Genomic DNA, 23,482 nt, shown 5'->3' with positions numbered 1-23,482 from the left:
CAGAAGTCTACTCGGCGGCCACCGGGGCCTCATCCGTTGCATCGCGCTCCAGGCCATTTTCCTCGAGCAGCTCGACGTTGAGACCGAGCGAACGCATCTCCTTGATAAGCACGTTGAAGCTCTCCGGAATGCCGGCCTCGAAGGTGTCGTCCCCGCGGACGATCGCTTCGTAGACCTTGGCGCGGCCGGCCGTATCGTCCGACTTCACCGTCAGCATTTCCTGCAGCGTGTAGGCAGCGCCATAGGCTTCCAGAGCCCAGACCTCCATCTCGCCGAAGCGCTGACCGCCGAACTGAGCCTTGCCGCCCAGCGGCTGCTGCGTGACGAGCGAGTACGGACCGGTGGAACGGGCGTGGATCTTCTCGTCGACCAGGTGGTGCAGCTTCAGAAGGTACTTGTAGCCAACCGTGACCGGGCGCGTGAACGCCACACCGGTGCGGCCGTCGAACAGGCGGACCTGACCCGACGAGTCGAGACCGGCGCGAACCAGCAGGTCGTTGATGTCGTCCTCGCGGGCGCCATCGAAGACCGGGGTGGCAATCGGAACGCCGTTCCGGAGGTTGCCGGCCAGCTCGATGATCTCCTCATCGCCCTCCGGCAGATCCTGGCTTTCGCCATACGCATGGGTCAGCGAGGCTTTCAGCGCCTTGATGTCATGCTTCTGGTGGAACTCTTCCAGTGCCTTGTCGATGATGTGGCCAAGGCCGCGGCAGGCCCAGCCAGAGTGGGTCTCGAGGATCTGACCAACGTTCATCCGCGAAGGCACGCCCAGCGGGTTGAGAACGATGTCGACCGGCGTGCCGTCTTCCAGGAAGGGCATGTCTTCGAGCGGGTTGATCTTGGAGATAACCCCCTTGTTGCCGTGACGGCCGGCCATCTTGTCGCCCGGTTGCAGCTTGCGCTTCACAGCCAGGAAGACCTTCACGACCTTCATCACGCCCGGAGGCAGATCATCGCCGCGCTGGACCTTCTCGACCTTGTCGTTGAAGCGGGCATCAAGCTCGCGGATCGACGCGTCGAACTGTTCGCGCAGAGCCTGGAGTTCGGCCTGAGCCTTTTCAGACTTCAGCTCGATATCCCACCACTGACGCTGGTTCAGCTCTTCGAGAGCCGCTTCGGCGATCTTGCCGGCCTTGAAGCCTTTCGGACCCGCAGCCGCTTCCTTGCCTACGAGAATGTCGTGCAGGCGCGAATAGGTGTTCCGCTCAAGGATCGACTGTTCGTCTTCCTTGTCTTCCTGCAGCTTCTCGATCTGCTCACGCTCGATCTGCAGCGCGCGCTGGTCCTTGTCGATGCCGTGGCGGTTGAAGATGCGGACATCCACAACCGTACCGGCGTCGCCCGGCGGCACGCGCAGCGACGTGTCGCGCACGTCAGAGGCTTTTTCGCCGAAGATGGCGCGCAGGAGTTTCTCCTCCGGCGTCATCGGGCTTTCGCCCTTCGGCGTGACCTTGCCGACGAGGATGTCCCCGGCCTTCACTTCGGCGCCAACCGCCACGATCCCGGCTTCGTCGAGGTTGCGGAGCGCTTCCTCACCGACGTTGGGAATGTCGCGGGTGATCTCTTCCGGGCCGAGCTTGGTATCGCGGGCGGCAACTTCGAATTCCTCGATGTGGATCGAGGTGAACACGTCGTCGCGCACGATGCGCTCGGAGATCAGGATGGAGTCTTCGAAGTTGTAGCCGTTCCAGGGCATGAACGCGACGAGCACGTTCCGGCCGAGCGCCAGCTCACCAAGATCCGTGGACGGACCGTCGGCGATGATGTCGTTCTTCGACACAACGTCGCCAACCTTCACGATCGGGCGTTGGTTGATGCACGAGTTCTGGTTCGAGCGGCGGAACTTGGCGAGGCGGTAGATGTCGACGCCCGACTTGGAGCCTTCCAGCTCGTCGGTGGCGCGCACAACGATACGCATCGCATCGACCTGCTCGACCACCCCTGCCCGGCGGGCAACGATGGCAGCGCGGCTGTCGCGGGCAACGACCGCCTCCATGCCGGTACCGACGAACGGAGCTTCTGACTTCACAAGCGGCACCGCCTGACGCTGCATGTTCGAGCCCATCAGCGCGCGGTTGGCATCGTCATTCTCGAGGAACGGAATAAGCGAGGCAGCCACCGAGACGACCTGCTTGGGCGAAACGTCCATGTACTGAACTTCTTCGCGGGCAACCATGGTCGCTTCGCCAGCCACACGGGCGTTGACGAACTCGTTCACGAGTTCGCCCTTCTCGTTGACCGTCGCGTTGGCCTGAGCAATCGAATAGATGCTCTCTTCCATCGCGGAGAGGTACACGACCTCTTCAGTCAGCTTGCCGTTCAGCACGCGGCGGTACGGGCTCTCGATGAAGCCGTACTTGTTGACGCGCGCATGGGTCGCGAGGCTGTTGATCAGACCGATGTTCGGGCCTTCCGGCGTCTCGATCGGGCAGATACGGCCATAATGGGTCGGGTGAACGTCGCGGACCTCGAAGCCGGCACGCTCGCGCGTCAGACCGCCCGGGCCAAGGGCCGAAAGACGGCGCTTGTGGGTGATCTCGGAGAGCGGGTTGGTCTGGTCCATGAACTGCGACAGCTGCGAGGAGCCGAAGAATTCGCGGACAGCGGCCACAACCGGTTTGGCATTGATCAGGTCGTGCGGCATCACGGTGTCGATATCGACCGCGCCCATACGTTCCTTGATCGCGCGCTCCATGCGCACGAGACCGATGCGGTAGTTGTTTTCCATCAGCTCGCCGACCGAGCGGACACGCCGGTTGCCGAGGTTGTCGATGTCGTCGACTTCGCCCTTGCCGTCCTTCAGGTCGAGGATGACCTTCATGACGCCGATGATGTCTTCGTTGCGCAGGGTGCGCATGTTGTCTTCAGCCGACTCGTACTCGCGCACGGCCACCGAGAGACGCATGTTCATCTTCACGCGGCCAACGGCCGAGAGGTCATAGCGTTCAGCATCGAAGAACAGCTGGCCGAAGAGGGCTTCTGCCGCTTCCTGCGTCGGCGGCTCGCCGGGGCGCATGACGCGGTAGATGTCCGAGAGGGCCTCGAAGCGGGTCTCGTTCTTGTCGGCTTTCAGCGTGTTGCGCAGCCAGGGGCCACGGCCACCAGCGTCGATGTCCAGCACTTCGATCAGGTCGATGCCGTAATCGCGCATTTCGGCGATGGTCGCCTCTTCCAGCGCGTCGCCGGCTTCCCCGAAGATTTCCCCGGTTTCCAGATTGACGACATCGCGGGCCAGGAACTTGCCGACGAGGGCTTCGGAGGTGACGAGGATCTCGTCTGTGCCGCTTTCAGCCGTACGCTTTGCCTTGAGCGCGGTGATCTTCTTGCCGGCCTCGGCCACGACCTTGCCGGTCTTGGCGTCGATCAGGTCGAATTCCGGCTTCACACCCTTCCAGGCATCGGCGCGGAAGCTGGTGACCCAGCCCTTCTTGTCGAGGCGGTAGATGGAGCGGGTGTAGAACTGGTCGAGGATCTGCTCGGTGTCATAGCCGAGCGCATAGAGCATCGTCGTCGCCGGCAGCTTGCGCTTGCGGTCGATCCGGATGTTCAGGATGTCTTTCGCGTCGAACTCGAAATCGAGCCAGGAGCCGCGATACGGAATGATGCGGGCGGCAAACAGCAGCTTGCCCGAAGCGTGGGTCTTGCCCTTGTCATGGTCAAAGAATACGCCCGGCGAACGGTGCATCTGCGAGACGATCACGCGCTCGGTGCCGTTGACGACGAAAGTGCCCTTCTCGGTCATCAGCGGGATGTCGCCGAGATAGCATTCCTGCTCTTTCACTTCCTTGACCGAGCGGGCGCCGGTGTCTTCATCAACGTCGAACACCACGAGCTGGAGGCGAACCTTCAGCGGCGCCTGGAATGTCAGGTCGCGCTGGACGCACTCTTCAACGTCGAACTTAGGCTGTTCGAACTCGTAGGAGACGTATTCGAGGGTCGCGCGCTCAGAGAAGTCCGTGATCGGGAAAACCGATTTGAAGACACCGCCCAGGCCATCGTCCGTGCGCTTTTCGCGCGGCGTGTTCATCTGGAGGAAGGCTTCGTAGGACTCGCGCTGGACCTCGATCAGGTTTGGCATTTCGATGGCTTCGGGAATGCGGCCGAAGTTTTTGCGGATACGTTTCTTTTCCGTGAAGGAGAGTGCCATCCCAGGTTCCCAGTCTTTCGGCTTGTCCGCACGCGCGCAGACAGCCTGTGATTAGAACGCGAGTACGCGGCGATCCCCAATGGAGACCGCCGCGCAGATCCTTGAACGGGTGACGCCTCGCGCGAACGCCGCCCGGATGCGAAACCGCAGAGCTTACTTCAGCTCGACTTTTGCGCCTGCAGCTTCGAATTTCTTCTTCATCTCTTCAGCGTCAGCTTTGGCAACGCCTTCCTTGACGGTCTTCGGAGCGCCTTCGACGAGGTCTTTGGCTTCTTTCAGGCCGAGGGCCGGAACGACTTCGCGGACGAGTTTGATGACTTCGATTTTCTTCGCGCCAGCGTCGGTCAGCACGACATCGAATTCGGTCTTCTCTTCAACAGCAGCAGCCGGAGCAGCGCCGCCGCCAGCAGCAGCGACAGCCACCGGAGCAGCAGCAGAAACGCCCCACTTTTCTTCGAGCATCTTTGCGAGCTCAGCGGCTTCCAGAACGGTCAGAGCCGAGAGATCTTCGACAATCTTTTCGAGATTTGCCATGGTTTCAATTCCTGTTTGGTTCGGTTGTTAAGGTCTTGGTGTTGCGAAAACGGGTGTCTTATGCGGCGTCTTTCGACGCATACGCGGACACCACGCGGGCAAGTTGCGAAGCCGGTGCCTGAATGACGCCTGCAACTTTCGTTGCCGGTGCCTGGATGAGGCCGATGAGCTTGCCACGCAGTTGGTCGAGGGACGGCAGTTTCGCGAGGGCTTCGACGCCTTTGGCATCGAGGACCTGCTCACCCATCACGGCGCCGATGATGACGAGTTTCGAATTTTCCTTCGAGAACTCATCGGCCGCTTTTGCAGCCGACACCGGATCCGGCGAGTAGGCGATTGCCACGGGGCCCTGGAAGAGCTCCTGTGCCTTGTCGCCACCTGCCCCGCCCAGCGCGATTTTCGCGAGGCGGTTCTTGACCACTTTGAAGTGCGCGCCGTCCTTGCGGAGCAGGCCACGCAGCTTCGTCATTTCCGCCACGGTAAGACCGGTATAGTGGGTCACGACGACCACGCCCGCCCCTTCGAAAACCCCTTTGAGGTTCTCAAGAGCCGCGCTTTTTCCAGCTTTATCCATTGCGGGTCTCCATTGAGGCGTCCGGACCATCCGGCCGCCCTGGTGATCGCCAAGACTCCCGAAAGAGCCTCAGCGCCTGCCCAGGGATTGGCCTGCCCGGCTTGCACCCCCTGGAAAATTCCAGAAGATTCCGAACCGTATCAACGCCTCACCCCGTCTGCACAGGCGGCCAGATGGCCCTTAGCAACCCCGAAGGGTATGACCTATGGTCTAGGACAGGAAAACGGGAGGCCGCCGATGCATATCGGAGAACTCCCGTCAAGCGGGGGGCATTAACGCTTTTTCCAGAGGTTCGCAAGCCCCTTCCCTCATTTTTTCACAGGGGCAGAAAAAAGCCCGGAGCAGCAAGGCGCTCCGGGCTTCTCCCAATTTCAGTCCCGAAGGGACGAAGATCAGCCTTTGGCTTCGGCCAGGTCGATCATGACGCCGGCGCCCATCGTGGACGACAGGGTGACCTTGCGCACGAACGTGCCCTTTGCGCCCGACGGGCGAGCTTTCACGACAGCGGAGATGAACGCCTGAACGTTCTTCTCGATGTCGGCGTCGGTGAAGCTGGCTTTGCCAACGCCGGCATGAACGATACCGGCCTTCTCGACCTTGAACTCGACGGCGCCGCCCTTGGCGTCCTTGACGGCCTGGGTGACGTTCGGGGTCACGGTGCCGACTTTCGGGTTCGGCATCAGGCCGCGGGGGCCGAGCACCTTACCGAGACGGCCGACGAGGCCCATCATGTCCGGCGTCGCGATCACGCGGTCAAAGTCCATGAAGCCGCCATTGACCTTTTCGAACAGGTCTTCTGCGCCGACGATGTCTGCGCCAGCCGCCAGGGCTTCCTCAGCCTTCTTGTCCTTTGCGAACACGGCCACGCGGACGTCCTTCCCGGTGCCTGCCGGCAGGTTCACCACCGAGCGGACCTGCTGGTCAGCATATTTGGGGTCAACGCCGAGATTGATGGCGATTTCGATCGACTCGTCGAACTTCGCCTTGGCGTTCGATTTCACGAGCTTCACAGCCTCGGAGATCGTGTAAGCTTTCGTCTTGTCGACGGTCTGCTCGATTGCGCGGGTGCGTTTACCTTTGGTCGCCATGTCGCTTACTCCACGATCTGCAGACCCATCGCGCGGGCAGAGCCGGCGATGATCTTGGTGGCTGCGTCAAGGTCATTGGCGTTCAGGTCTTCCATCTTGACCTTCGCGATCTCGCGGACCTGGTCCATGGTCACCTTGCCGACGGTGTCATAACCGGGCTTTTTCGCGCCAGAAGCAGGCTTCTTGCCGAGTTTCAGGCCAGCGGCCTTCTTCAGCAGAACGGTTGCCGGCGGCGTCTTGGTGACGAAGGTGAACGACTTGTCCTGATAATACTGGATCACAACAGGGGTCGGCAGGCCTTCTTCCATACCCTGGGTACGGGCGTTGAAGGCTTTGCAGAATTCCATGATGTTGATACCGCGCTGACCGAGGGCGGGGCCCACTGGCGGCGACGGGTTGGCCTTGCCGGCCGGGATCTGGAGCTTGATCTGCCCCAGAAGTTTCTTAGCCATTTTGTCCTCACAACTTTGGCGAAGGGGCGGTGGTCTTTCGATCCGCCCGGTTGAATACGAGGCTCCGCGGTTCGGCTGGCAGCCTCCCGCAGAAGCGGGGCGTATGGCCGAAAGCCTCTGCCCGGTCAAGCTGCAGGCATGAAAAAGCCCGGAGCGCCTGGCGTCCGGGCCTTTCGCAGAGAGGGGCTGCCCCCTTCCCTACATCATCGCATAGCCGCGCGCATTGATATACTGGCGCAGCTCCTGGGCGCGGCGGACCGGATCCGGGTGGGTCGACATGAATTCCGCCGGGCGCTGGCCCTTGGACTGGGCATCCATCAGCTCCCACAGGCGGACAGACTGTTTCACGTCATAGCCCGCATTATACATGTAATCGACGCCGAGGCGGTCGGCCTCCAGCTCATGATTGCGACTGTAGGGCAGAATGACGCCGAACTGCACCGCCGCCCCGCCGAGCGCGCCGATGGCCGAGCCATACTTGCTGAGCTCCTCGGAAGACGCCACGGCGATCTGGCCGACCATCATGCCGGCCTGCGCCGCCATGGTCACGGACATCCGCTCTGCCGCATGGCGGCCCGTCACATGGCCTGCCTCATGGCCCAGCACAGACGACAGCTGGTCGTCATTCTCCGTCAGTTCGGTAATCCCGCGATAGACGCCCACCCGGTTGCCCGGCATCACGAACGCGTTGACATCATCGGTGTCGAACACCGCCACATCCCACTGTTCATGATCGCGCTTGGCGCCTTTTGCGGTGCGGTTCCAGACATTCAGCACGCGGTTGCGCAGGGCCGAATTGGAAGTCTGCGGCACCTGGCTTTTCATGTCAGACCAGGCGGCCGTCGCCATGCTCGCCACTTCCGCGTCGCCCATTAGCAGGAACTGGCTGCGGCCGGTCTCCGGATTGGTCGTGCAGCTCGACACGAAAGGCAGCACCGTGCCGGCCGCGATGCCGGTGATGATCGCGCGGCGCGACATCCGGATCCTGGGCGCGCCAGCAAGAATCTCGCCGTCAAAATCAATGCGTTCGACCATTTTTCTCTCCCTGAAACCGGCCATGGGAAGGTTAACCCCCCGGCGGTAAATTGCAATTCCAGCCTGCGATCCCTAGGCCCCTGCCCGTGAACCGCTGCTGAATGTGAACGGCCTCAGGGCTCGGCGCCCTCGCCCACCAGAATGGCCGCCTGCTCCACCCAGCCTTCGCGCTTCACGCGGCCATTGAAGTGCAGATAATCGTCGATCCAAGCGATGTTCTCCGGGCTCCAGTCGGCAATCTGATCGAAATGATAGATGCCCAGCGAGTTCAGCACTTCCTGAATACGTGGACCGATCCCGCCGATCAGGGTCAGGTCGTCCGGCGCGCCTTCCACCGGCCGCTCCAGCGCCAGCGGGCGGGCGGGCGCCACATCGGCCGCCTCTCCGGCATCGGCTAGCGCATCTTCTTCCTCAAGCCGGCCGAGGATGGTTTCCGCGGCAAACGCGCCCTCATCTTCTTCTTCGTCCTCGTCTTCGAAACCATCATCATCGCCGCCTTCATCCCCGGCGATGTCTTCCAGCTCGTCATAGGCTTCATCAATGTCATGGGCCGCATCCGGCGCTTCCTCGGCCTCGTATTCGGTCTCCGCCTCGAACGCCTCGCCGGCGGTCTCCTCGTCCTGCGCAGCGATCTCGTCGGCGACGCTTTCCTGGTCCCCTTCAAGATAGGCAAGGCGGCCTTCCAGATAGCGGTTGCGCCAGCGCAGACGGGCCAGTTCTTCCTCGGGCGACTCCTCATCAGCCTTCGGCTCGGCGGGGAGGATCGCTGCGGCCACCGGCGCCGCTTCTTTCACTTCTGGCGCGGGCGCCGCCGGGGCTGGCTGGGCAGCCACTTCGTTTTCCAGCGCCTTCACGCGTAGCGCCAGATAAGAAACTCTCCATGCCAGCTTGGGGTCTGCCTCCGCGGCCGGGGGCGCTTCAGCCTGAACAGGCGCAGGCACGGGCGCCGCTGCCGCAACGGCCTCTGCGCGCGCCACTTCCGCGTCCGTCAGCGCCCGGCGGGCTTCGGCCAGCTCTGCTTCAAGCCCGGCAACCTGATCTTCAAGCTCCTGGGTGCGCAGCATTGCAGCCCCATCAATCGCGGGCACGGCTGCCATTTCCGGCGCTGGCGCCAGCACGGGCGGCGCGGCCTTCAGCGCGTCGAGTTCGTCCCGCGCCGCGCGCAGGGCCGAGAGGGTTTCGGCAAGCCGCTGTTCCAGCGCCGGGTCAGCCTGGGGCGAGACCTGCGCTGCCTCGAAGGCCTGCGCCCCGCCCTGCCCCGCCAGCAGCTTGCGCTGGGCGGCAAACAGGCGCTCGATCTCGTCACGCGCTTCGCTGAGCTCCACTTTCGTCACATCGCGGTCGACTTCCGCCCGGCGCAGACGCCCGGTCAGCAACATGCCGCGGAGCGACCAGCCCAGCAGCAGTGCCACGAGCGCTGCCCCGGCCAGTGCGATCCACATATGCGCCACAAGCCAGGTCATTCTCCGCTCCGTTCCAAAACTCTGATGTCTACCGGCCGGGCCGCTGCCGTGTCCGCGTCAGCTTCCTGATTAGCCGCCTCGCCGCCGGGGCGACTATAGCTGATAGCAGCCAGCTGCGCGCGGGGCACCCCTGCCGAGACAAGGAAATCCACCAGTTCGGACGCCTGCACATTTCCGGCCGCGACAACCTCGAACCGCTCAGACGCGCCACAGCGGCGGATGATCCCGGCAACCTGGTCGAGCTGCGGGCCGCTTTCGCGGGCAATGGCCGCGCCGCCATGGATGAAGCGGATCTGTCCGGCGGCAAGCGCCGCGCGAAGCTCTCCCTGGCAGTCCATTCCCGCGTCCTCTGCAGACATCGGCAAGACATTTCCGGACATTTCCTGGACACTTTCGGACATGTGGGCGCCAATCGCCGTCTTCCAGCGGCCTGCGACGCGCGCCATGTCGTCCTTCAGGTAATAGAGTGTGCTGGGCCGCGCCTCGCCGTCGAAAATGAACACGCCGCCCGCCGCATCAAACGCCATCTCACCGGCGCGGAACTTCGCAAATTCCGGCAACCCGGCCAACGCGCCGGTGAGCCAGCCTTCAGGCATCCCCGCGCCAGCCGTCATCTCGTCACGGATCTCGCCGGCAAAGCTCTCCTCGGCCGCCGCCAGCAATTGGCCCCGCTCGCCCTCATCGGAGATGGTGCCAGACAGCGTCAGGACATTGTCCTTAACGCGCGCGCGCCAGCGAATGTCGCCGGTCAGAAGCGGCTCTCCGCGGAAGGGCGCGGCCACGCCCGACACCGCCCTGGCGATCTCCGCCCGAAGGGCCGGATCAGCCACCTCGCCGCGCAGCACCAGACGGTGATCGGTGAGGATCACCTCCCCTTGGTCCATTTGCGCAAGCTGTTTCAGCGCCAGCCGGGCCATCCCCTGGAAGTTGCCTGCCGGCGCGCCGGCGGCCAGCTGCATCTCGTTATCCACCGCGGCGCGGCCCACAAGGCGGGCGTCCTCCACCAGCGTCGCCTGGATCGCCTTGGAGGGCACAAGGCCGGACAGCACGATCCGCCCTTCCTGCGTCTTCGTGGCCCGCCACACATAGGGGGAAACCGGCGGGGCCGCGTCGGCCCGGTTTTCCACCAGGGTCACGCCGCCAAATATCACGCCGCCGGGGCCGCTGCTGCGCCGCACGAAGCGCGCCGCTTCAGTCACCGCATCATGGGAGGGCGCCGCGCCGGTGATGACGGCCCGCTGGCCATCGATGCGAACGCTGGCCCAATCGGCCCCGCCTTCGGCAAGCGCCGCCTTGGCCCGCGCCTCAAGCCGCGCTTGGAGGTTTACAGCGCTCTGTGGGGATTGGTAGATGCCCCACCACATAAGGAAAGGCAGGGCCAGGAGGGCGAGCCCCCCAATAAGGTAGTCAAGCAGGCGCATGACGTCGCTGACCTCCCAAAACCAGTACCCCCACAGCACTCTCTCGGGCGAGGCATGCCCTAACCCTTAACTGATCGCAAGATGAACCAGTCAGGCCCAACCCGGCGATGAAACAGCCCCTCGAACTGATCACCAGCCCCTCCAATCCGCTGATCAAGACCTTGAAAGGCCTTGAACGCAAGAAGGAGCGCGCCGAAACCGGCCTCTTCCTGGCCGAAGGTGCCCGGATTGTCAGCGAGGGCCTGGCCCGCGGCTGGCAGCCGGAAACCGTGATTATTGCCGCCGATATGGCAGAACGGCCACAGATCCGTGACCTGGCGCGCGACGCGGCAAAGGCCGGCGCCCGCGTGGTGATGGCGCCTGAGCGGCTGATGAGCAAGATCACCCAGAAGGACAACGCCCAGAGCGTGGTCGCCGCCTTCCGCCAGCGCCATCTCAGCCTTGCGAACCTGCCCGCGCCCAAGACCGCCCCCCTCTACATCGCCCTCTATGAAGTGCGCGATCCCGGCAATCTCGGCACCATCCTGCGCACAGCAGACTGCGCCGGGGTGAGCGGCGTGATCCTGGTGGGAACCTGCTGTGATCCTTACAGTTTCGAGGCCGTGCGCGCGTCCATGGGATCGGTGTTTGACGTGCCCTTTGCCCATGCAGATTTCGATAGTCTCAACACCTGGCGCAAAGGCGCGGGCATGCGCCTCAGCGCTGCATCTGTAAACGGGACCGTGCGTCATGACGGGGCTGATTTCACCGGCGGATCCATCATCCTGATGGGCAATGAACAGGCCGGCCTGCCCGGCTGGGCGGAAGCAGCCTGCGACACGCTCTGCCTCATCCCCATGCGCGGCGGGGCCGACAGCCTCAACCTTGCCCAGGCCAGCGCCGTCATGATCTATGAGGCCTGGCGCCAGCGGGGCTATGCATGACCATGAAGACCGAAACCCGCCTGCTGATTGCCGATGACTGGGAAGACTATGCCCTGCTCGATTCAGGTCACCTGCAAAAGCTGGAACGCTTCGGCAGCCAGACCGTAATCCGGCCCGATCCGCAGGCCTTCTGGGAACCGGCCCGGCCGGTGCAGAGCTGGAAGGCAGACGCCCGGTTCGTCACCAAGGCGCAGGATGAAGACGGCGCGGGGCAATGGGAAGCGCTCTCCCCACGCGCCGCCGAAAGCTGGCCGATGCGCTGGAACGGCCTCACCTTCACCGCGCGCCGCACCGCCTTCCGCCATATGGGCGTGTTCCAGGAACACTCCGTCCACTGGCGGTTTGCGCAGGACCAGATCCGCGCCGTAAAACGCCCACTGAAAGTGCTGAACCTCTTTGGTTATACCGGCATGATGTCGCTCGCCTGCGCGGCGGCCGGCGCCGAAGTCGTCCATCTCGATGCCAGCCCGAAATCCAACGGCTATGGCAAGGACAACCAGTCCCTCTCCGGCCTTGATGACCGCACCATCCGCTGGATTGCCGATGACGCGATGAAGTTCGTCGCCCGGGAAATCCGCCGCGGCAGCAAGTATGACGGCATCGTGCTCGACCCGCCGAAATTTGGCCGCGGCCCCAAGAACGAAACCTGGCGCTTCGAAGAGAGCCTGCCCGAACTGCTCGACGGCGTGCGCGACCTCCTCAGCGAGGAACCGCGCTTCGTCATCGCGACCGCCTATGCCGTGCGCCTCTCCTATCTCGCCGTGGCCCAGGCCCTCGGCGACCGGCTGAAACCCTATGTGGGCGTCATGGAAATGGGCGAAATGGCCCTGCCCCAGCAGGGCTCAGACCGCCTGCTGCCGACTGCGCTTTATGCGCGGTGGCGGGCGGCCTGAGGCCACCCTGCCCCGTTGCCGGCCCTAGAGGGCCTTGCTGCCCGGGATTCTCGCCCGCTCGCGCTCGACCCAGCCTTTTCCGCCGGAGACGACTTCCATCCCCTGCCAGGGCTCATTCTTGCAGATGACATCGCGGGCGCGCGCCACCGCATGCCCGATGATCGGGTAGAAGGCCGTGTCTTCGTCCTGCCCGAAGGCGTTGCCCTCAAAGTCATAGCGCGTGCGCTGGCCCATCCTCACACTATCCCGCGCGCAGTTGAGCGTCGCATACGGATATTCCTGCCAGGCCACATACCGGCCATCGAAGGACACTTCGTCCGGCCTGTAGACATACACCATCCGGAAATAGGCAAGGTCTCCCTCGGGCACGGCCGGCTGGGCGATAAAGACGGCAAAACGCTCGTCCTGCTGGATGATCTTGCGCCATTCCGGCGCCGGCAGGTCCGGAACCGCTGCAAGTGGCGCTGGCGCGGGCGGAGGCGGCGCACTGGCACACGCCGCAACGAGGCCCGCCACGGCAAGCCCCGCCAGCATCTTCAAAGGTCGGTTGAGGGTCATGTCGATCTCCCATGTGATGGATGATCCCAGAATGCCAGACCAAGCCCCCCTGTAATCCCCCTCAACAGGGGGGCTGGCACAGCCCTGAGCCCCGCTCCTGTCAGACCCCAAAGAGGCCGATACGGAACCAGCAGAAAAAGAAAACGGCGGCCCCGAAGGACCGCCGTTCCTGTAGTCGAGAAAGAATGGCCGGATTGCGCCGGCCAGTCCCGATTAGAAGCGCAGGTTGACACCCACGAAGGCCGAGCGGCCAACCACGTCATACTGGGACGGGTCGGTGTTGGCCTGAACGTTCGGCGTGTACAGACGCGGCTCTTGGTCGAACAGGTTGTTCACACCAGCGCGGAGCGTGACGTAGTCGGTCAGGTTGTACGAGCCGTTGAGGTCGAAGTACCAGGTTTCCGGAACGTTGGTGTTCGACGCTGCACTGCCACCGGTCACGCGGTTTGCGTGCGACATGTTCTGAATGTAACGCGTTGCGAGCGTCAGACGCAGATCGTCGTAGGTGTAGGTGGAGTTCAGGGTGAACTTCCATTCCGGAACAGCCGAACCCGTCAGCGAACCGATGGTGCCGACATATTCGTACATCGGGTCGGTTGCGGTCACGGTGGTGCCCGACTTGTAGGCCTCGATCCAGGTCGCAACCAGGTTCCAGTTCAGAGCGCCATAGGTGTCGAGATCAACACCCCAACGGCCCGTGATGTCCACGCCAGAGGTTTCCAGAGCGAGGTCATTGGTGTTGGTTTGCGACAGGTTGATGACGCCGCCATTGCTCGGGTCACGCTCGAAGAGCTGACACCAGGCGTTGGCCGGATCATAGGTCGGGTTTGCACCATCGCGGTTGAAGCAGCGCTGAACGATGGTGGTCGCGGCAAAGGCACCGATTTGCTTGTCCAATTCGATGGACCAGTAGTCGACCGTCAGGCCAAGGCTTTCCACGAAGGAATTGCCCGTGAACGGCGAGGAGAGGACGAAGCCGATGGTATAGGAGTCGGATTCTTCCGGCGACAGGTTGACGTTACCACCGGTGAGACCCGTTGCCTGGCCCGAGGGCTGGTTGAACGTGGCGCCGCCAGCAAGACCCGACTGGATCGCGCAGAGTGCCTGCACCTGTGCGCCATTGGCGCCAGCACGACCGTACTCAGGGTTCGTGGTCGAACCGACGGAGGTGTTGCAGGGGTCCTGGTTGGTGAAGGTCGGGAAGTTGTTCAGCACCGGAGCGAAGAGCTCGGTGATGGACGGCGAACGGATAGCCTTCTGATAACCACCGCGGAAGCGGAGGTAGTCGTTGACTTTCCAGTCACCATTGATCTTCCAGGAGTCCGAGGTGCCCGAACGGCTGTTATCCGTCACGCGGTAACCAGCGGTCAGCGTCACTTCTTCAGCGAAAGGCATGTCTTTCACGACCGGGATCAGAGCCTCGGTGTAGAGGTCGTACCAGTCAAGATAGCCAGAGGTCGGGAGCTGCTGGTTGAAGCCGGCAACGATACCCGGCTGCAGGCCGGAGTCGGGCTGGAAGTCATAGTCCAGCTCGCGGTACTGGATACCAAAAGCGGTCTGGATCGGACCAGCGGGAAGCTGGAACATCTCGCCCTGGATAGAGCCTTCGATGATCTTCTGTTCGATCTCGGTGAGGTTTTTCGCCGTCAGCGAGATGTAGTCGATGCAGGACTGGCTGATCGGGGCATTGCCGAGCAGGTTCAGGCCACCGGCGCAAAGCGAAGCACCGCCATCAGCAGCATCGAGCAGCGTCTGGACGCGGTCACGGCGAACGTTACCCGTCTGGATTTCGTTCAGCGTGGAACGGCCCTGCGACATGTACACGTCATAGGTCCAGGTCTCGGTGCCCATCAGCTTGCCATCGAAGCCCATGGTCATCTGCCAGACGTCGTGCGTCGTGGAACCAACACGGCCGCCGAGCGCGTTGAAACGCTTAGAGATCGCGAACGGTGCCGTCGGGTTGGCGCGCGAAGCAAGCAGGGCCTGCAGCGGAGCGTTACCGGCGATGAAGGGGTTCGTGACCGGAATGGTGAAGCCCGTGGTGCCGCCTGCCGGGGTCGGAGCAAGCTCCTGCTCGGCGTTGTAGTTCGTGAAGATGAACTGGCCGTAGGCACGGACATAGTCGTTGATGTCGTAATCAACCGAGGAATAGACGTTCCAGCGGTTGAGCGGCAGGATCAGGTTGTTGTCCGGCTCGAAGTTGTAGGAGAACAGGTCCGGAGCAAACGCGGTTGCGATGGCCGATTCCGGGCCGGTGTAGCCAACGATATTGCGGTTCGGGTTACCGGCAACACCGGTACAGAACAGCGAACCATCGGGGTTGAAGCCGAAGCCGCCACCGCCGCCGTTCGTGGCGCAGAGACCCGGTCCGAAGATCGCGTCAACGGCAGCCTGGCTCGGCGTCGCGGTGCCCGTGTTCCAGGAGCCATCCGGGAAGATCGAGGTGGTGCTGGACGCTTGAGCGGAGAAGTCGCGAGCGCCTTTGCCGAGCACTTCACGGGTGAAGTAGTTCATGGAGAGAACAGCGTTACCACGGCCGTCAGCAAAGTTGCTGCCCATGGTGATGCCCGAACCCCACTCGACAGCGTCGCCGTTTTCCATCGCAGCGCGGTACTGGCCGTCGACTTCAACGCCTTCGAAGTTGTCGCGCATGATGAAGTTGGCGACACCTGCCACAGCGTCGGCGCCGTAGGTCGAAGCTGCACCACCGGTGATGATTTCAACGCGCTCAACGAGTGCCGAAGGGATCGTGTTGATGTCGACTGCGCCACCGGCGAAGGACGGCATGCCACGGCGGCCGTTGACGAGCACGAGGTTACGGCCCGAACCCAGACCGCGAAGGTCGAGAACGGCGCGGCCGTTGGAGCTCGGGTTGTTCGACTGGGACGACAGGTTCGGCGTGATCTGCGGCAGCGTGTTCAGGTACTGCTCGACCGTGGTGAGACCCGAGGTGACCAGCGCGTCCTGACCAACGGTGAGGATCGGGCTTTCAGCAACTTCGTCACGGCGCACCAGGCGCGAGCCGGTGACGGTGATGCGCTGCTGGCGTGCTTCGGCTTCGTCGCCCTGAGCAGCAGTGGTTTCAACAACAGGTTCATCTGCTTCTTGCGCAACAGCCACAAACGGGCTGGTGGCAGCAAACAGCGCACCGGCAAACAGCGATGTGGTGAACAGTCGCTTTTTCCAAGTAGGTTCGTTCAACTTACCCTCCAAAAATAATGTAGCGCGCATGCGCGCTATAGCGGCACTCAGCTTGAGTTTGAGTGTTGGGTCCGACTCCCCGGACCTTAACGGTGAGTAATGAAGTCAAGAATTTGACAGTCAACCACAGTGTCGCAAAACCTTCGACAAATTCCCCGAGTGTGACTATTTGGCTTCAGGTTTATGTGAATCTCCACCCGGAATTACGCGAAACGCGAACTCAATAGGTGCACCAGCCTCGGCTAGCGGGCATGATCGTGCCAGAATTATTGGATATGGAGCGAAATATCGTGGTCCTCAAATCAGCCTTCAGCGCCGCCGCTTGTCTGTCCGCCACGCTCTTGTGTGTCGCGGCGGCACAGACGGCCCCTTCCAACCCGATCGATCCCATCTATGCCTGTCAGACCATTCCGGCTGATGCCGAACGGCTGGCCTGCTTCGATCAGGCGGTCGCAACGCTCAAGGCACGGGAGACCGCCGGCGAAGTCCAGACTGTGGATGTAGCGGCCATCGAGTCCATCGAGAAGGAAGCCTTCGGCTTTTCCCTGCCCAGCCTCCCTTCCCTCTTCCGTAGTCAGGCAGGTGATACCGCTCCGCGGGAATCGGTCTCCGAAATCACCGTCCCGGTGAAATCGGCGCGGATCCAGGGGGTCACCGGCAAAGTTGTTGTCGTGCTCGAAAATGGCCAGACCTGGGAGCAGACCGATACGGTCAAGGCAAACGCCTTTGCGGTGAAGAAGGCGAAGGAAGCCCGGATCCGGAAAGCCGCACTGGGCAGCTATATGCTGAGCCTAGACGGCGCCAGCGGCTTCCGCGCCAAACGTATATCCTGACTTGGAGGATACGTGCCCCGGCATTAAGGTTTGGCAATCTCTGGCCTGAAGCATCAGGGCCGCGATCAATATTGTGCCGGAGGGACAGCCCACCGGCGCCGACAGCACAAGAATTACAGGAGTGTGATCAACATGATAGGTTCCCTGCCCGTGCGCGGGCTGGTTCTGGCGCTTGCGGCCAGTCTTGCCACCCCGGCCGCGCTGGCCAAGCCGATCCCCATCGAGGATCTGGCCAGACTGCCGGCAATGTCTTCCGTGTCGGTATCTTCGGACGGAAAAACCATGGTGGCCCTGGTCGGTCCGTCTACCGGCAATGATCAGGACCGCGCGGTTGTCGCCGCATGGGATCTGACCGATCTCTCCAAGCCGCCGGTGACCGTTGCCCCCGATGGGCGGGATTCAGAGTTCATCAGTGTTGCCGCCCTTAAGAACGGGAAAATCCAGACGGTTGTGCGCCAGCCCTTCACCGGACGCCTTCAGGGCTGCGCCGAGGGATCGGCCATTGGGTCGACCCGCACATGGTCGGTCAAGGTGCTTCTCACCGATACGAGCTTCAAGAGCTTCGAAGAGCCCTTCATCGATCTCGGCAGCACCCGGAACATCAGCAAGTCGACGGCGGACTGCGTGCGGATCACCGCACGTGGCAGCGTTGTTTCAACCCTGCCGCTGGATCCAGACAATGTTCTGATCAACCGGATTTCGGGCACTTCCTTTGCCCGGGAGATAGGGCTGCTGAACGTCAACACCGGCGCCTTCCGCAGCACCTATCGCGCCTCGGGCGATACGGGCGCAGACTATATTGATCCCCGCGATGGCGAAGTGATGAGCCAGGCTGGCACGGATGAGAAGCGCAACACCTTCGAACAGTATACCCAGCTGAAAACCACCAAGGGCGGCGCCTTCGAACAGCATGATGCGCTGACGGTGGACGCGGTAAACCGCCAGGTGCTCTCGGTCATCCACCGGGATGAAGCGACCGGGATCTACTATATCCTGACGAACAAATTCTCGGACAAGTCAGCCATCTACACCTATGATCCGGTAGCCCGGAAACTCAGCGATGAGCCGGTCTTCCTCGCCACGGATTTTGACGCCACCGGCGTTGTAACGTCCACGGCCGCGCATGATTTTGGCAAAGTACTCGGCTATCGCTATGCTGCAGACATTCAGCGCACGGAGTGGATTGACCCGGAGTTCGGCGGCATCGTCCTCGGGCTCGAACAGCAGCTTGGCGCGGAAAGCGTCAACATCCTCTATCGCAACGATGATTTCAGCCTGATCATCTTCAGCGCGTCTGGCTCACAGATGCCGGAACGCTATTTCCTGCTGCGCGACCGCAGCCAGCTGGAAGCATTGGGCGGGGAACGCCCCTGGATTGACACGGCAGATCTCTCCCGAACCGAACTCGTCTATTACAATGCGCGCGATGGGCGCAAACTCCCAGCCCTGCTGACGCCCCGCCAGGGCTGGAAGGAAGGCGACGCACCCGGCAAGGCCATCATCCTGCCGCATGGCGGGCCCTGGGCACGGGATTTCGGCGGCTGGGACATGTCCGGCTGGGTGCCGTTCCTGACCTCACGCGGGTTCACTGTTCTGCAACCTCAATATCGCGGCAGCGTCGGCTGGGGGCTTGATCTCTGGCGCGCGGGCGATGGCGAGTTCGGCTACAAGGCGCAGGACGACAAGGATGACGGCGCCGCATGGCTCGTTTCCGAAGGCTATGCCGCGCCCGGTAAGATGGCGATGTTCGGATATTCTTATGGCGGCTACGCTGCCATGGCTGCCGCCACACGCAAGAACAGCCCCTATCAGTGCGCGATCGCAGGCGCTGGCTATGCCGAATCGGCCAAGATCAATGTCGGCATCGACCGGGGACGTTTCAGCCGCCTGGCCTTTGGGAAAGGTCTCTCTGGCCGGGATGTCATCAAGGACGTCGCCCAGGCGGAAATCCCGATCCTGGTCTATCATGGCGACCGGGACGTGCGCGTGCCGGATACATTCGGCAAGGCCTTCTACAATGCCATCCGCAAGCATACGAAAGCGAAGTATCTGAACGTTCCGGACATGCCCCACAGCCTGCCCTGGACGCCGGATCAGCAACGCCTGACGCTGACGGAAATCGAGAAGTTCCTGACCAACGATTGCGGGCTCTAGCCCCCTCTCGACCCCTAGGACAAATGGAAAAGGCGCGCCGGCCGGCGCGCCTTTTTTAGTTCGTTTAAGCCTGTGGGGCTGGTGACAGCCCCCCTTCCCCGCGCGGTCAGGCGTAGCCCAGCAGCGCGCGCATGCCCGGCATGGCCACATCCACGAGGCGCTTCTGGATATCCGGCAACTCTTCCGGAATGGTGCTATTGTCGACGCGCAAATTCTCACGCGCCGTTGCACTCTGCTCCCGGTCGCTGCCGATGCGGATACGCGCCCGCCAGTCCTCCGGCATGGCGATGCCGCAATCATCCAGCAAGGCGCGGAAAAACACTTCGGATTCCGGTGTGTCGATCGTCTTCACAGCACGGACGATATCCTCATACCGGTAAAGCTTGGCGCCCGTTCCCATCCAGGCCGCTGCGTTGAACTGGAAGACGTCCACCATCGGCGGGGCTTTCCCGTGGATGCCGAAGATCATCATATTCATCAGCGCTTCGGCTGAAACCCCCGGCCCTTTCAGATGGCTGAGATTGGCCTCGAAGTTCTCCGACACGAAGAAGCGCGCCCGCGCCAGAACCCAGGTATAGGGGTCACGCACCAGCAGGATGTGCCGCGCGGCGCGGGTTGCGATGGCAGAATCATCCGTAAACAGAAGATGCCCCCAGCTCAGCATCGGCTTGGCCGGGTTCAGCGCCGCCCCGGCATGGTTCCGAAGATTGGGGATCTGAAGGAAGGTTGCGTGGTACTGCTGCTCCACCGGCACAAACATGCGCATGATATTGCGAATGAGGTGGGTTCCGGATTTGGGAACGGAGTTGAGGAAAACCGGATGCTGCAGGGGCTGCTGAGTAAACTCGGCATTCCGTTCGTTCAGATTGTCCATCTTCATGGTGATGCGCGGCATGGATAAAACCTTCCATTCACAGGGCCACATAAAAGAAAGCGGCGGGTGAGGCACCCGCCGCTTTCGGTTCTTTCCCGCGTGAAGTCTAGAACTTTTTGCTCAGGTTCACGAAGAAGCGGCGACCCATCCAGTCATACTGCGAGTAGAACGCCGAGGTACCCACGGTGTTGTATTCGCCCAGCCCCAGCGTGGTGACCGCCGGCGGATGCTCGTCGAAGATGTTGGCCACACCCACCCGCACGTTGATGTCGTAGGGCAGTTCCCGGCCGAGAGATGCATTGTGGTAGGTCGTCTGCTCGGTTTCCAGTTTGAAGACAACCGGCACACCGAAATAGGTGCCCGTATTGCCGCCATAGCTGGCAACGTTCGACGTCTTGCCGATAAAGTCCAGGCCATAGAATGCCGACCACGGGCCGCGTTCGAATGCGAACGAAACTTCACCCACCCACTCAGGACGGCCGGCTTCGCCGGTGTAGTCCTGCGGAACGCTGGTCGGGAGCAGCTGGAACTCGCTCTCGAGCGTAAATGTGTGCGAGGTGTCGATCGTCAGCGTACCGAAGCTGAAGTCACGGCTGTAGGTTGCGGCAACGTCGACACCATTCACTGACTGTTTGGCGATGTTGATGAAGTTATCCGTAACCGTCTCAATCAGGTCGTTCTGAGTATTCCGGGTGAACAGCTGGCAGAGCGGGTCCGTTCCGAAATTGTCAGAATTGTAGCACCCGGCAACAATTGTCGCAGGCCCAAGCTGGTCGATCTGACCATCAACCTTGATCTCGTAATAGTCGATCGACATCCGCAGATCTGCGAAGTTCGGTGCCCATACGAGACCGATGTTGAAGGCGTCCGAGGTTTCGGCCTGCAGGTTGCCAGTGGCGTTACCCGAGGAGATGATCGTGGCCGAAGAGCCCGAACCCGTGTGCGTCGGCAGGATACCATCTGCGGCGCAGTTGTCTGCCAGGCGCTGGGAGATGTTGCCGTTAGCCAGAGCCGAACCCCAGTTGATACAGGGGTCGATGTTACGCTGCGGGAGGAAGCTCGTCTGACCAGCGAGGAACAGTTCGAACAGGGCCGGTGCGCGGAACGACGTGCCATAGCTTGTGCGTGCCCGTACGGTCGGCGTGATCTGCCAGCCGAGGCCAGCCTTGTAGGTCGTGTCCGAACCATACACGTCCACATCCGTCAGACGCGCCGAGAGCGACAGGTCAACAGCTTCCGCAAGCGGAAGGTCCTTCACCACCGGGATCGAGACCTCACCGAAGACCGCGCGGGTCATCTTGCGGCCACGGGTGATGCCGGCGCTCGACGTGCCCCAGGCGTTGCCAATCCGGGTGTTTTCGCCCGGAATATCGTTGATACGTTCATGGATACGGCTGAAGCCGATACCACCGCGCACTTCGCCAGCCGGCAGCGTGAACAGCGGACCGTCGAGGAAGAGTTCGAGCTGCGACTGTTCGTAGATCGTCGTGCCGGTATCGACCCCGAAGAGGAAGTCCCGGTCGGCCTGGGAGATATTGCCCGCCAGGAATTCAGGGCTGTACCAATCCGGCGTGCGGCAGGCAACGCCGCGCACAGGGGTCACATCGCCCGGTCCGCAAGGCGTACCGATCCAGTAGCGATACGGCGCAATGGCATCATTGAAGATGATGTCATTCTGATATTCACCATCCGAACGCGAGAACTGGAAGAAGGCATCCCAGTTCCAGCCCGGAACCGCGAAATCACCTTTAGCCCCGACAACGGCGTTGATGTAGTCGACGGTGATCTTGTCCCTGTTGTGGTCGGTAATCGCCGTGGGGCTCATCCCGATCACATACACGTCGTCCGTCGCATACTGGAAGCCGTGCGCTTCGCCAGGTGCCGCACCCGGAGCATACTGCTCGTAATAGTAGTTGTAGAGGTCGCCGAAAAGGTTCAGCACATAGTCATACTGCCAGAACTGGCGGTAGCCGTTCACTTTGGTTTCGCGGCGGTTGACCAGCACTTCGCCATACAGCGTCATTGAGTCGGTCAGTTCATAATCGCCATTGGCGTAGAACGTCATCCGCTCGACTTCCGGAACCATAGTCTGCCGATCCTGGAACGGATGGTCATAGTTCAGCAGAGCTTCGGAAAGCAGTGCCGTCGGACCATAGAACGGATCCGGCGTCGCGCCCGGCAGCGTCAGTTCGCCAAGCCCCATCGGATACCAGGGAGCATTCATGCCGAGACCGAAGGAGTTCGGCCCCCAGGGAGCAACTCCGTTGGCAGCCAGCGTGCCATCATAGTCATACTGCAGAAGCTGCGGACGGCCCTGCCACGGACGGCCAATGGCGCCGGGGCTGAGATAGTCATACATCCAGATATGGCCCCAGAGCAGGTCCTGACACTTGTAGGTGCCGGTGGTGGGGTCGATCAGATCGGCGCGGGAGCCGTCCTGATTGTAGATGTAAGGCTGGCCACAGCTGAAATAGCTGCGATCGCCTTGTGCAAGCTCCTCACGCTTGAAGTAGTCGAGCGAGACCAGCAGGTTGCCGCGATCGGTCACCTTGCCGCTCCAGGTGCCGCTGGCACGCAGTTCTTCACCGCCGCCCTCTTCCGGGCCGCTGTAGAAGAAGTTCACTTCCGAGCCAGCGTCTTTCTTCGTGATGATGTTCACAACACCGGCAACGGCGTCAGAACCGTAGATCGAAGAGGCGCCGTCTTTCAGGATCTCGACGTTCTGAACAGCCGAGAGCGGAATGGCGTTAAGGTCGAATGCCGAAACGCCGCCGCGCGTACCGGCGGGGCCGGCCCGGCGGCCGTTGATCAGGGTCAGCGTGCGGTTGGCGCCCAGGCCGCGCAGCGAGACGGTTTCCGTACCGATACCGCCGTTCTGGACGAAGGCAGCAGAGGTTGCTGCGGTCACCTGCGGCGCGCCGGCGGCAACAGTTGCCGTCTGGAGCAGCTTACCTACGTCAGAGATGCCTTTGAGGCTGGCCGAGTCGGCCGTGATGATGTCGAGCGGGGCGATGCTCGTATAGGGATTGTTCAGGCGCGAACCGGTAACCCGGACAACATCCTGACGCGCTTCGTCTTCAACAGCCGGCGCCTGGGTGGTCGTTACCGGTGCATCTTCAGCCTCTTCGGCCGTTTGGGCCGCCGCCGTGAAGACGAGGCTGGAGCACAGCGCCGTGATGGCGGCCGTGCGGTAGAGAAAACTATTGTAATTGGTTCTGGCCATGTCCGCCATAACTCCCCGTTAAAACCAAAAATGATCCGCTGACGCGTAAAACGCGCTCACGGTAACGCCCTGAACGGCAACATTGCAGTTCTGTTACAAAACAATCAAT

16 protein-coding genes are annotated in these 23,482 nt (G+C 62.1%); 4 read left to right on the top strand and 12 right to left on the bottom strand.

Annotation, left to right across the window (positions count from 1 at the left end; translation table 11 throughout):
- Positions 1-7: 7 nt before the first annotated feature.
- From rpoB to HPO_RS02850, 8 genes are all read right to left on the bottom strand, one after another.
- Positions 8-4,147 (bottom strand): DNA-directed RNA polymerase subunit beta, encoded by a 4,140-nt coding sequence (rpoB, locus tag HPO_RS02885; RefSeq protein WP_035594169.1) that lies wholly within the window; start codon positions 4,145-4,147, stop codon positions 8-10.
- Between the two features lie 153 nt (positions 4,148-4,300).
- On the bottom strand, positions 4,301-4,681 hold the full coding sequence (gene rplL / locus HPO_RS02880) for a 50S ribosomal protein L7/L12 (protein WP_035594168.1): 381 nt from the start codon (positions 4,679-4,681) through the stop codon (positions 4,301-4,303).
- A 58-nt stretch (positions 4,682-4,739) separates the two neighbouring features.
- Positions 4,740-5,255 (bottom strand): 50S ribosomal protein L10, encoded by a 516-nt coding sequence (rplJ, locus tag HPO_RS02875; RefSeq protein ID WP_035594165.1) that lies wholly within the window; start codon positions 5,253-5,255, stop codon positions 4,740-4,742.
- Between the two features lie 392 nt (positions 5,256-5,647).
- On the bottom strand, positions 5,648-6,343 hold the full coding sequence (gene rplA, locus HPO_RS02870; RefSeq protein ID WP_035594162.1) for a 50S ribosomal protein L1: 696 nt from the start codon (positions 6,341-6,343) through the stop codon (positions 5,648-5,650).
- Positions 6,344-6,348: 5 nt separating this feature from the next.
- Positions 6,349-6,795 (bottom strand): 50S ribosomal protein L11, encoded by a 447-nt coding sequence (rplK, locus tag HPO_RS02865; protein WP_035594161.1) that lies wholly within the window; start codon positions 6,793-6,795, stop codon positions 6,349-6,351.
- Between the two features lie 198 nt (positions 6,796-6,993).
- Positions 6,994-7,830 (bottom strand): M48 family metallopeptidase, encoded by an 837-nt coding sequence (locus HPO_RS02860; protein ID WP_051612204.1) that lies wholly within the window; start codon positions 7,828-7,830, stop codon positions 6,994-6,996.
- 113 nt (positions 7,831-7,943) lie between these two features.
- Positions 7,944-9,293 (bottom strand): hypothetical protein, encoded by a 1,350-nt coding sequence (locus tag HPO_RS02855; RefSeq protein ID WP_035594160.1) that lies wholly within the window; start codon positions 9,291-9,293, stop codon positions 7,944-7,946.
- Complete coding sequence (locus HPO_RS02850; protein WP_035594158.1) at positions 9,290-10,714, bottom strand: OmpA family protein; 1,425 nt, start codon at positions 10,712-10,714, stop codon at positions 9,290-9,292. Before HPO_RS02850 ends, HPO_RS02855 begins: the two co-directional genes overlap by 4 nt.
- Before the next feature lie 107 nt (positions 10,715-10,821).
- Here HPO_RS02850 and HPO_RS02845 point away from each other — a divergent pair, with 107 nt between their 5' ends.
- On the top strand, positions 10,822-11,637 hold the full coding sequence (locus HPO_RS02845) for a TrmH family RNA methyltransferase (protein WP_035594155.1): 816 nt from the start codon (positions 10,822-10,824) through the stop codon (positions 11,635-11,637).
- Entirely contained in the window at positions 11,634-12,530 is an 897-nt protein-coding gene (locus HPO_RS02840) for a class I SAM-dependent methyltransferase (RefSeq protein ID WP_051612203.1), read from the top strand. The genes HPO_RS02845 and HPO_RS02840 overlap by 4 nt, the downstream gene beginning before the upstream one ends.
- Before the next feature lie 24 nt (positions 12,531-12,554).
- Here HPO_RS02840 and HPO_RS02835 read toward each other — a convergent pair whose 3' ends face one another.
- Entirely contained in the window at positions 12,555-13,088 is a 534-nt protein-coding gene (locus HPO_RS02835; RefSeq protein WP_035594153.1) for a hypothetical protein, read from the bottom strand.
- 213 nt (positions 13,089-13,301) lie between these two features.
- Positions 13,302-16,289, bottom strand: coding sequence for a TonB-dependent receptor domain-containing protein (locus HPO_RS02830; protein WP_035594151.1), 2,988 nt, complete (start codon positions 16,287-16,289; stop codon positions 13,302-13,304).
- Between the two features lie 290 nt (positions 16,290-16,579).
- Between HPO_RS02830 and HPO_RS02825 the strand changes: the two genes are divergently transcribed.
- On the top strand, positions 16,580-17,122 hold the full coding sequence (locus HPO_RS02825; RefSeq protein ID WP_157532639.1) for a hypothetical protein: 543 nt from the start codon (positions 16,580-16,582) through the stop codon (positions 17,120-17,122).
- A gap of 132 nt (positions 17,123-17,254) precedes the next feature.
- Positions 17,255-19,276 (top strand): alpha/beta hydrolase family protein, encoded by a 2,022-nt coding sequence (locus HPO_RS02820; RefSeq protein ID WP_051612202.1) that lies wholly within the window; start codon positions 17,255-17,257, stop codon positions 19,274-19,276.
- Positions 19,277-19,382: 106 nt separating this feature from the next.
- Here the strand turns inward: HPO_RS02820 and HPO_RS02815 are convergent, their stop codons facing one another.
- Together HPO_RS02815 and HPO_RS02810 are read right to left on the bottom strand one after the other, a co-directional pair.
- A complete protein-coding gene (locus tag HPO_RS02815; protein WP_035594147.1) occupies positions 19,383-20,171 on the bottom strand; it encodes a hypothetical protein in 789 nt (262 codons plus the stop codon).
- Positions 20,172-20,256: 85 nt separating this feature from the next.
- Entirely contained in the window at positions 20,257-23,373 is a 3,117-nt protein-coding gene (locus HPO_RS02810) for a TonB-dependent receptor domain-containing protein (RefSeq protein WP_084324121.1), read from the bottom strand.
- Positions 23,374-23,482 lie beyond the last annotated feature (109 nt).

The organism is Hyphomonas polymorpha PS728, assembly GCF_000685315.1.
Lineage (GTDB): Bacteria > Pseudomonadota > Alphaproteobacteria > Caulobacterales > Hyphomonadaceae > Hyphomonas > Hyphomonas polymorpha.
Note: the sequence above shows the minus strand (reverse complement) of the source record. Positions and strands in the feature narration are given on the sequence as shown.

Coding starts and splice junctions, on each gene's coding strand:
- rpoB (WP_035594169.1), bottom strand. CDS start 4,147: ATGGCACTCTCCTTCACGGAAAAGAAACGTATCCGCAAAAACTTCGGC.
- rplL (WP_035594168.1), bottom strand. CDS start 4,681: ATGGCAAATCTCGAAAAGATTGTCGAAGATCTCTCGGCTCTGACCGTT.
- rplJ (WP_035594165.1), bottom strand. CDS start 5,255: ATGGATAAAGCTGGAAAAAGCGCGGCTCTTGAGAACCTCAAAGGGGTT.
- rplA (WP_035594162.1), bottom strand. CDS start 6,343: ATGGCGACCAAAGGTAAACGCACCCGCGCAATCGAGCAGACCGTCGAC.
- rplK (WP_035594161.1), bottom strand. CDS start 6,795: ATGGCTAAGAAACTTCTGGGGCAGATCAAGCTCCAGATCCCGGCCGGC.
- HPO_RS02860 (WP_051612204.1), bottom strand. CDS start 7,830: ATGGTCGAACGCATTGATTTTGACGGCGAGATTCTTGCTGGCGCGCCC.
- HPO_RS02855 (WP_035594160.1), bottom strand. CDS start 9,293: ATGACCTGGCTTGTGGCGCATATGTGGATCGCACTGGCCGGGGCAGCG.
- HPO_RS02850 (WP_035594158.1), bottom strand. CDS start 10,714: ATGCGCCTGCTTGACTACCTTATTGGGGGGCTCGCCCTCCTGGCCCTG.
- HPO_RS02845 (WP_035594155.1), top strand. CDS start 10,822: ATGAAACAGCCCCTCGAACTGATCACCAGCCCCTCCAATCCGCTGATC.
- HPO_RS02840 (WP_051612203.1), top strand. CDS start 11,634: ATGACCATGAAGACCGAAACCCGCCTGCTGATTGCCGATGACTGGGAA.
- HPO_RS02835 (WP_035594153.1), bottom strand. CDS start 13,088: ATGACCCTCAACCGACCTTTGAAGATGCTGGCGGGGCTTGCCGTGGCG.
- HPO_RS02820 (WP_051612202.1), top strand. CDS start 17,255: ATGATAGGTTCCCTGCCCGTGCGCGGGCTGGTTCTGGCGCTTGCGGCC.
- HPO_RS02815 (WP_035594147.1), bottom strand. CDS start 20,171: ATGCCGCGCATCACCATGAAGATGGACAATCTGAACGAACGGAATGCC.
- HPO_RS02810 (WP_084324121.1), bottom strand. CDS start 23,373: ATGGCCAGAACCAATTACAATAGTTTTCTCTACCGCACGGCCGCCATC.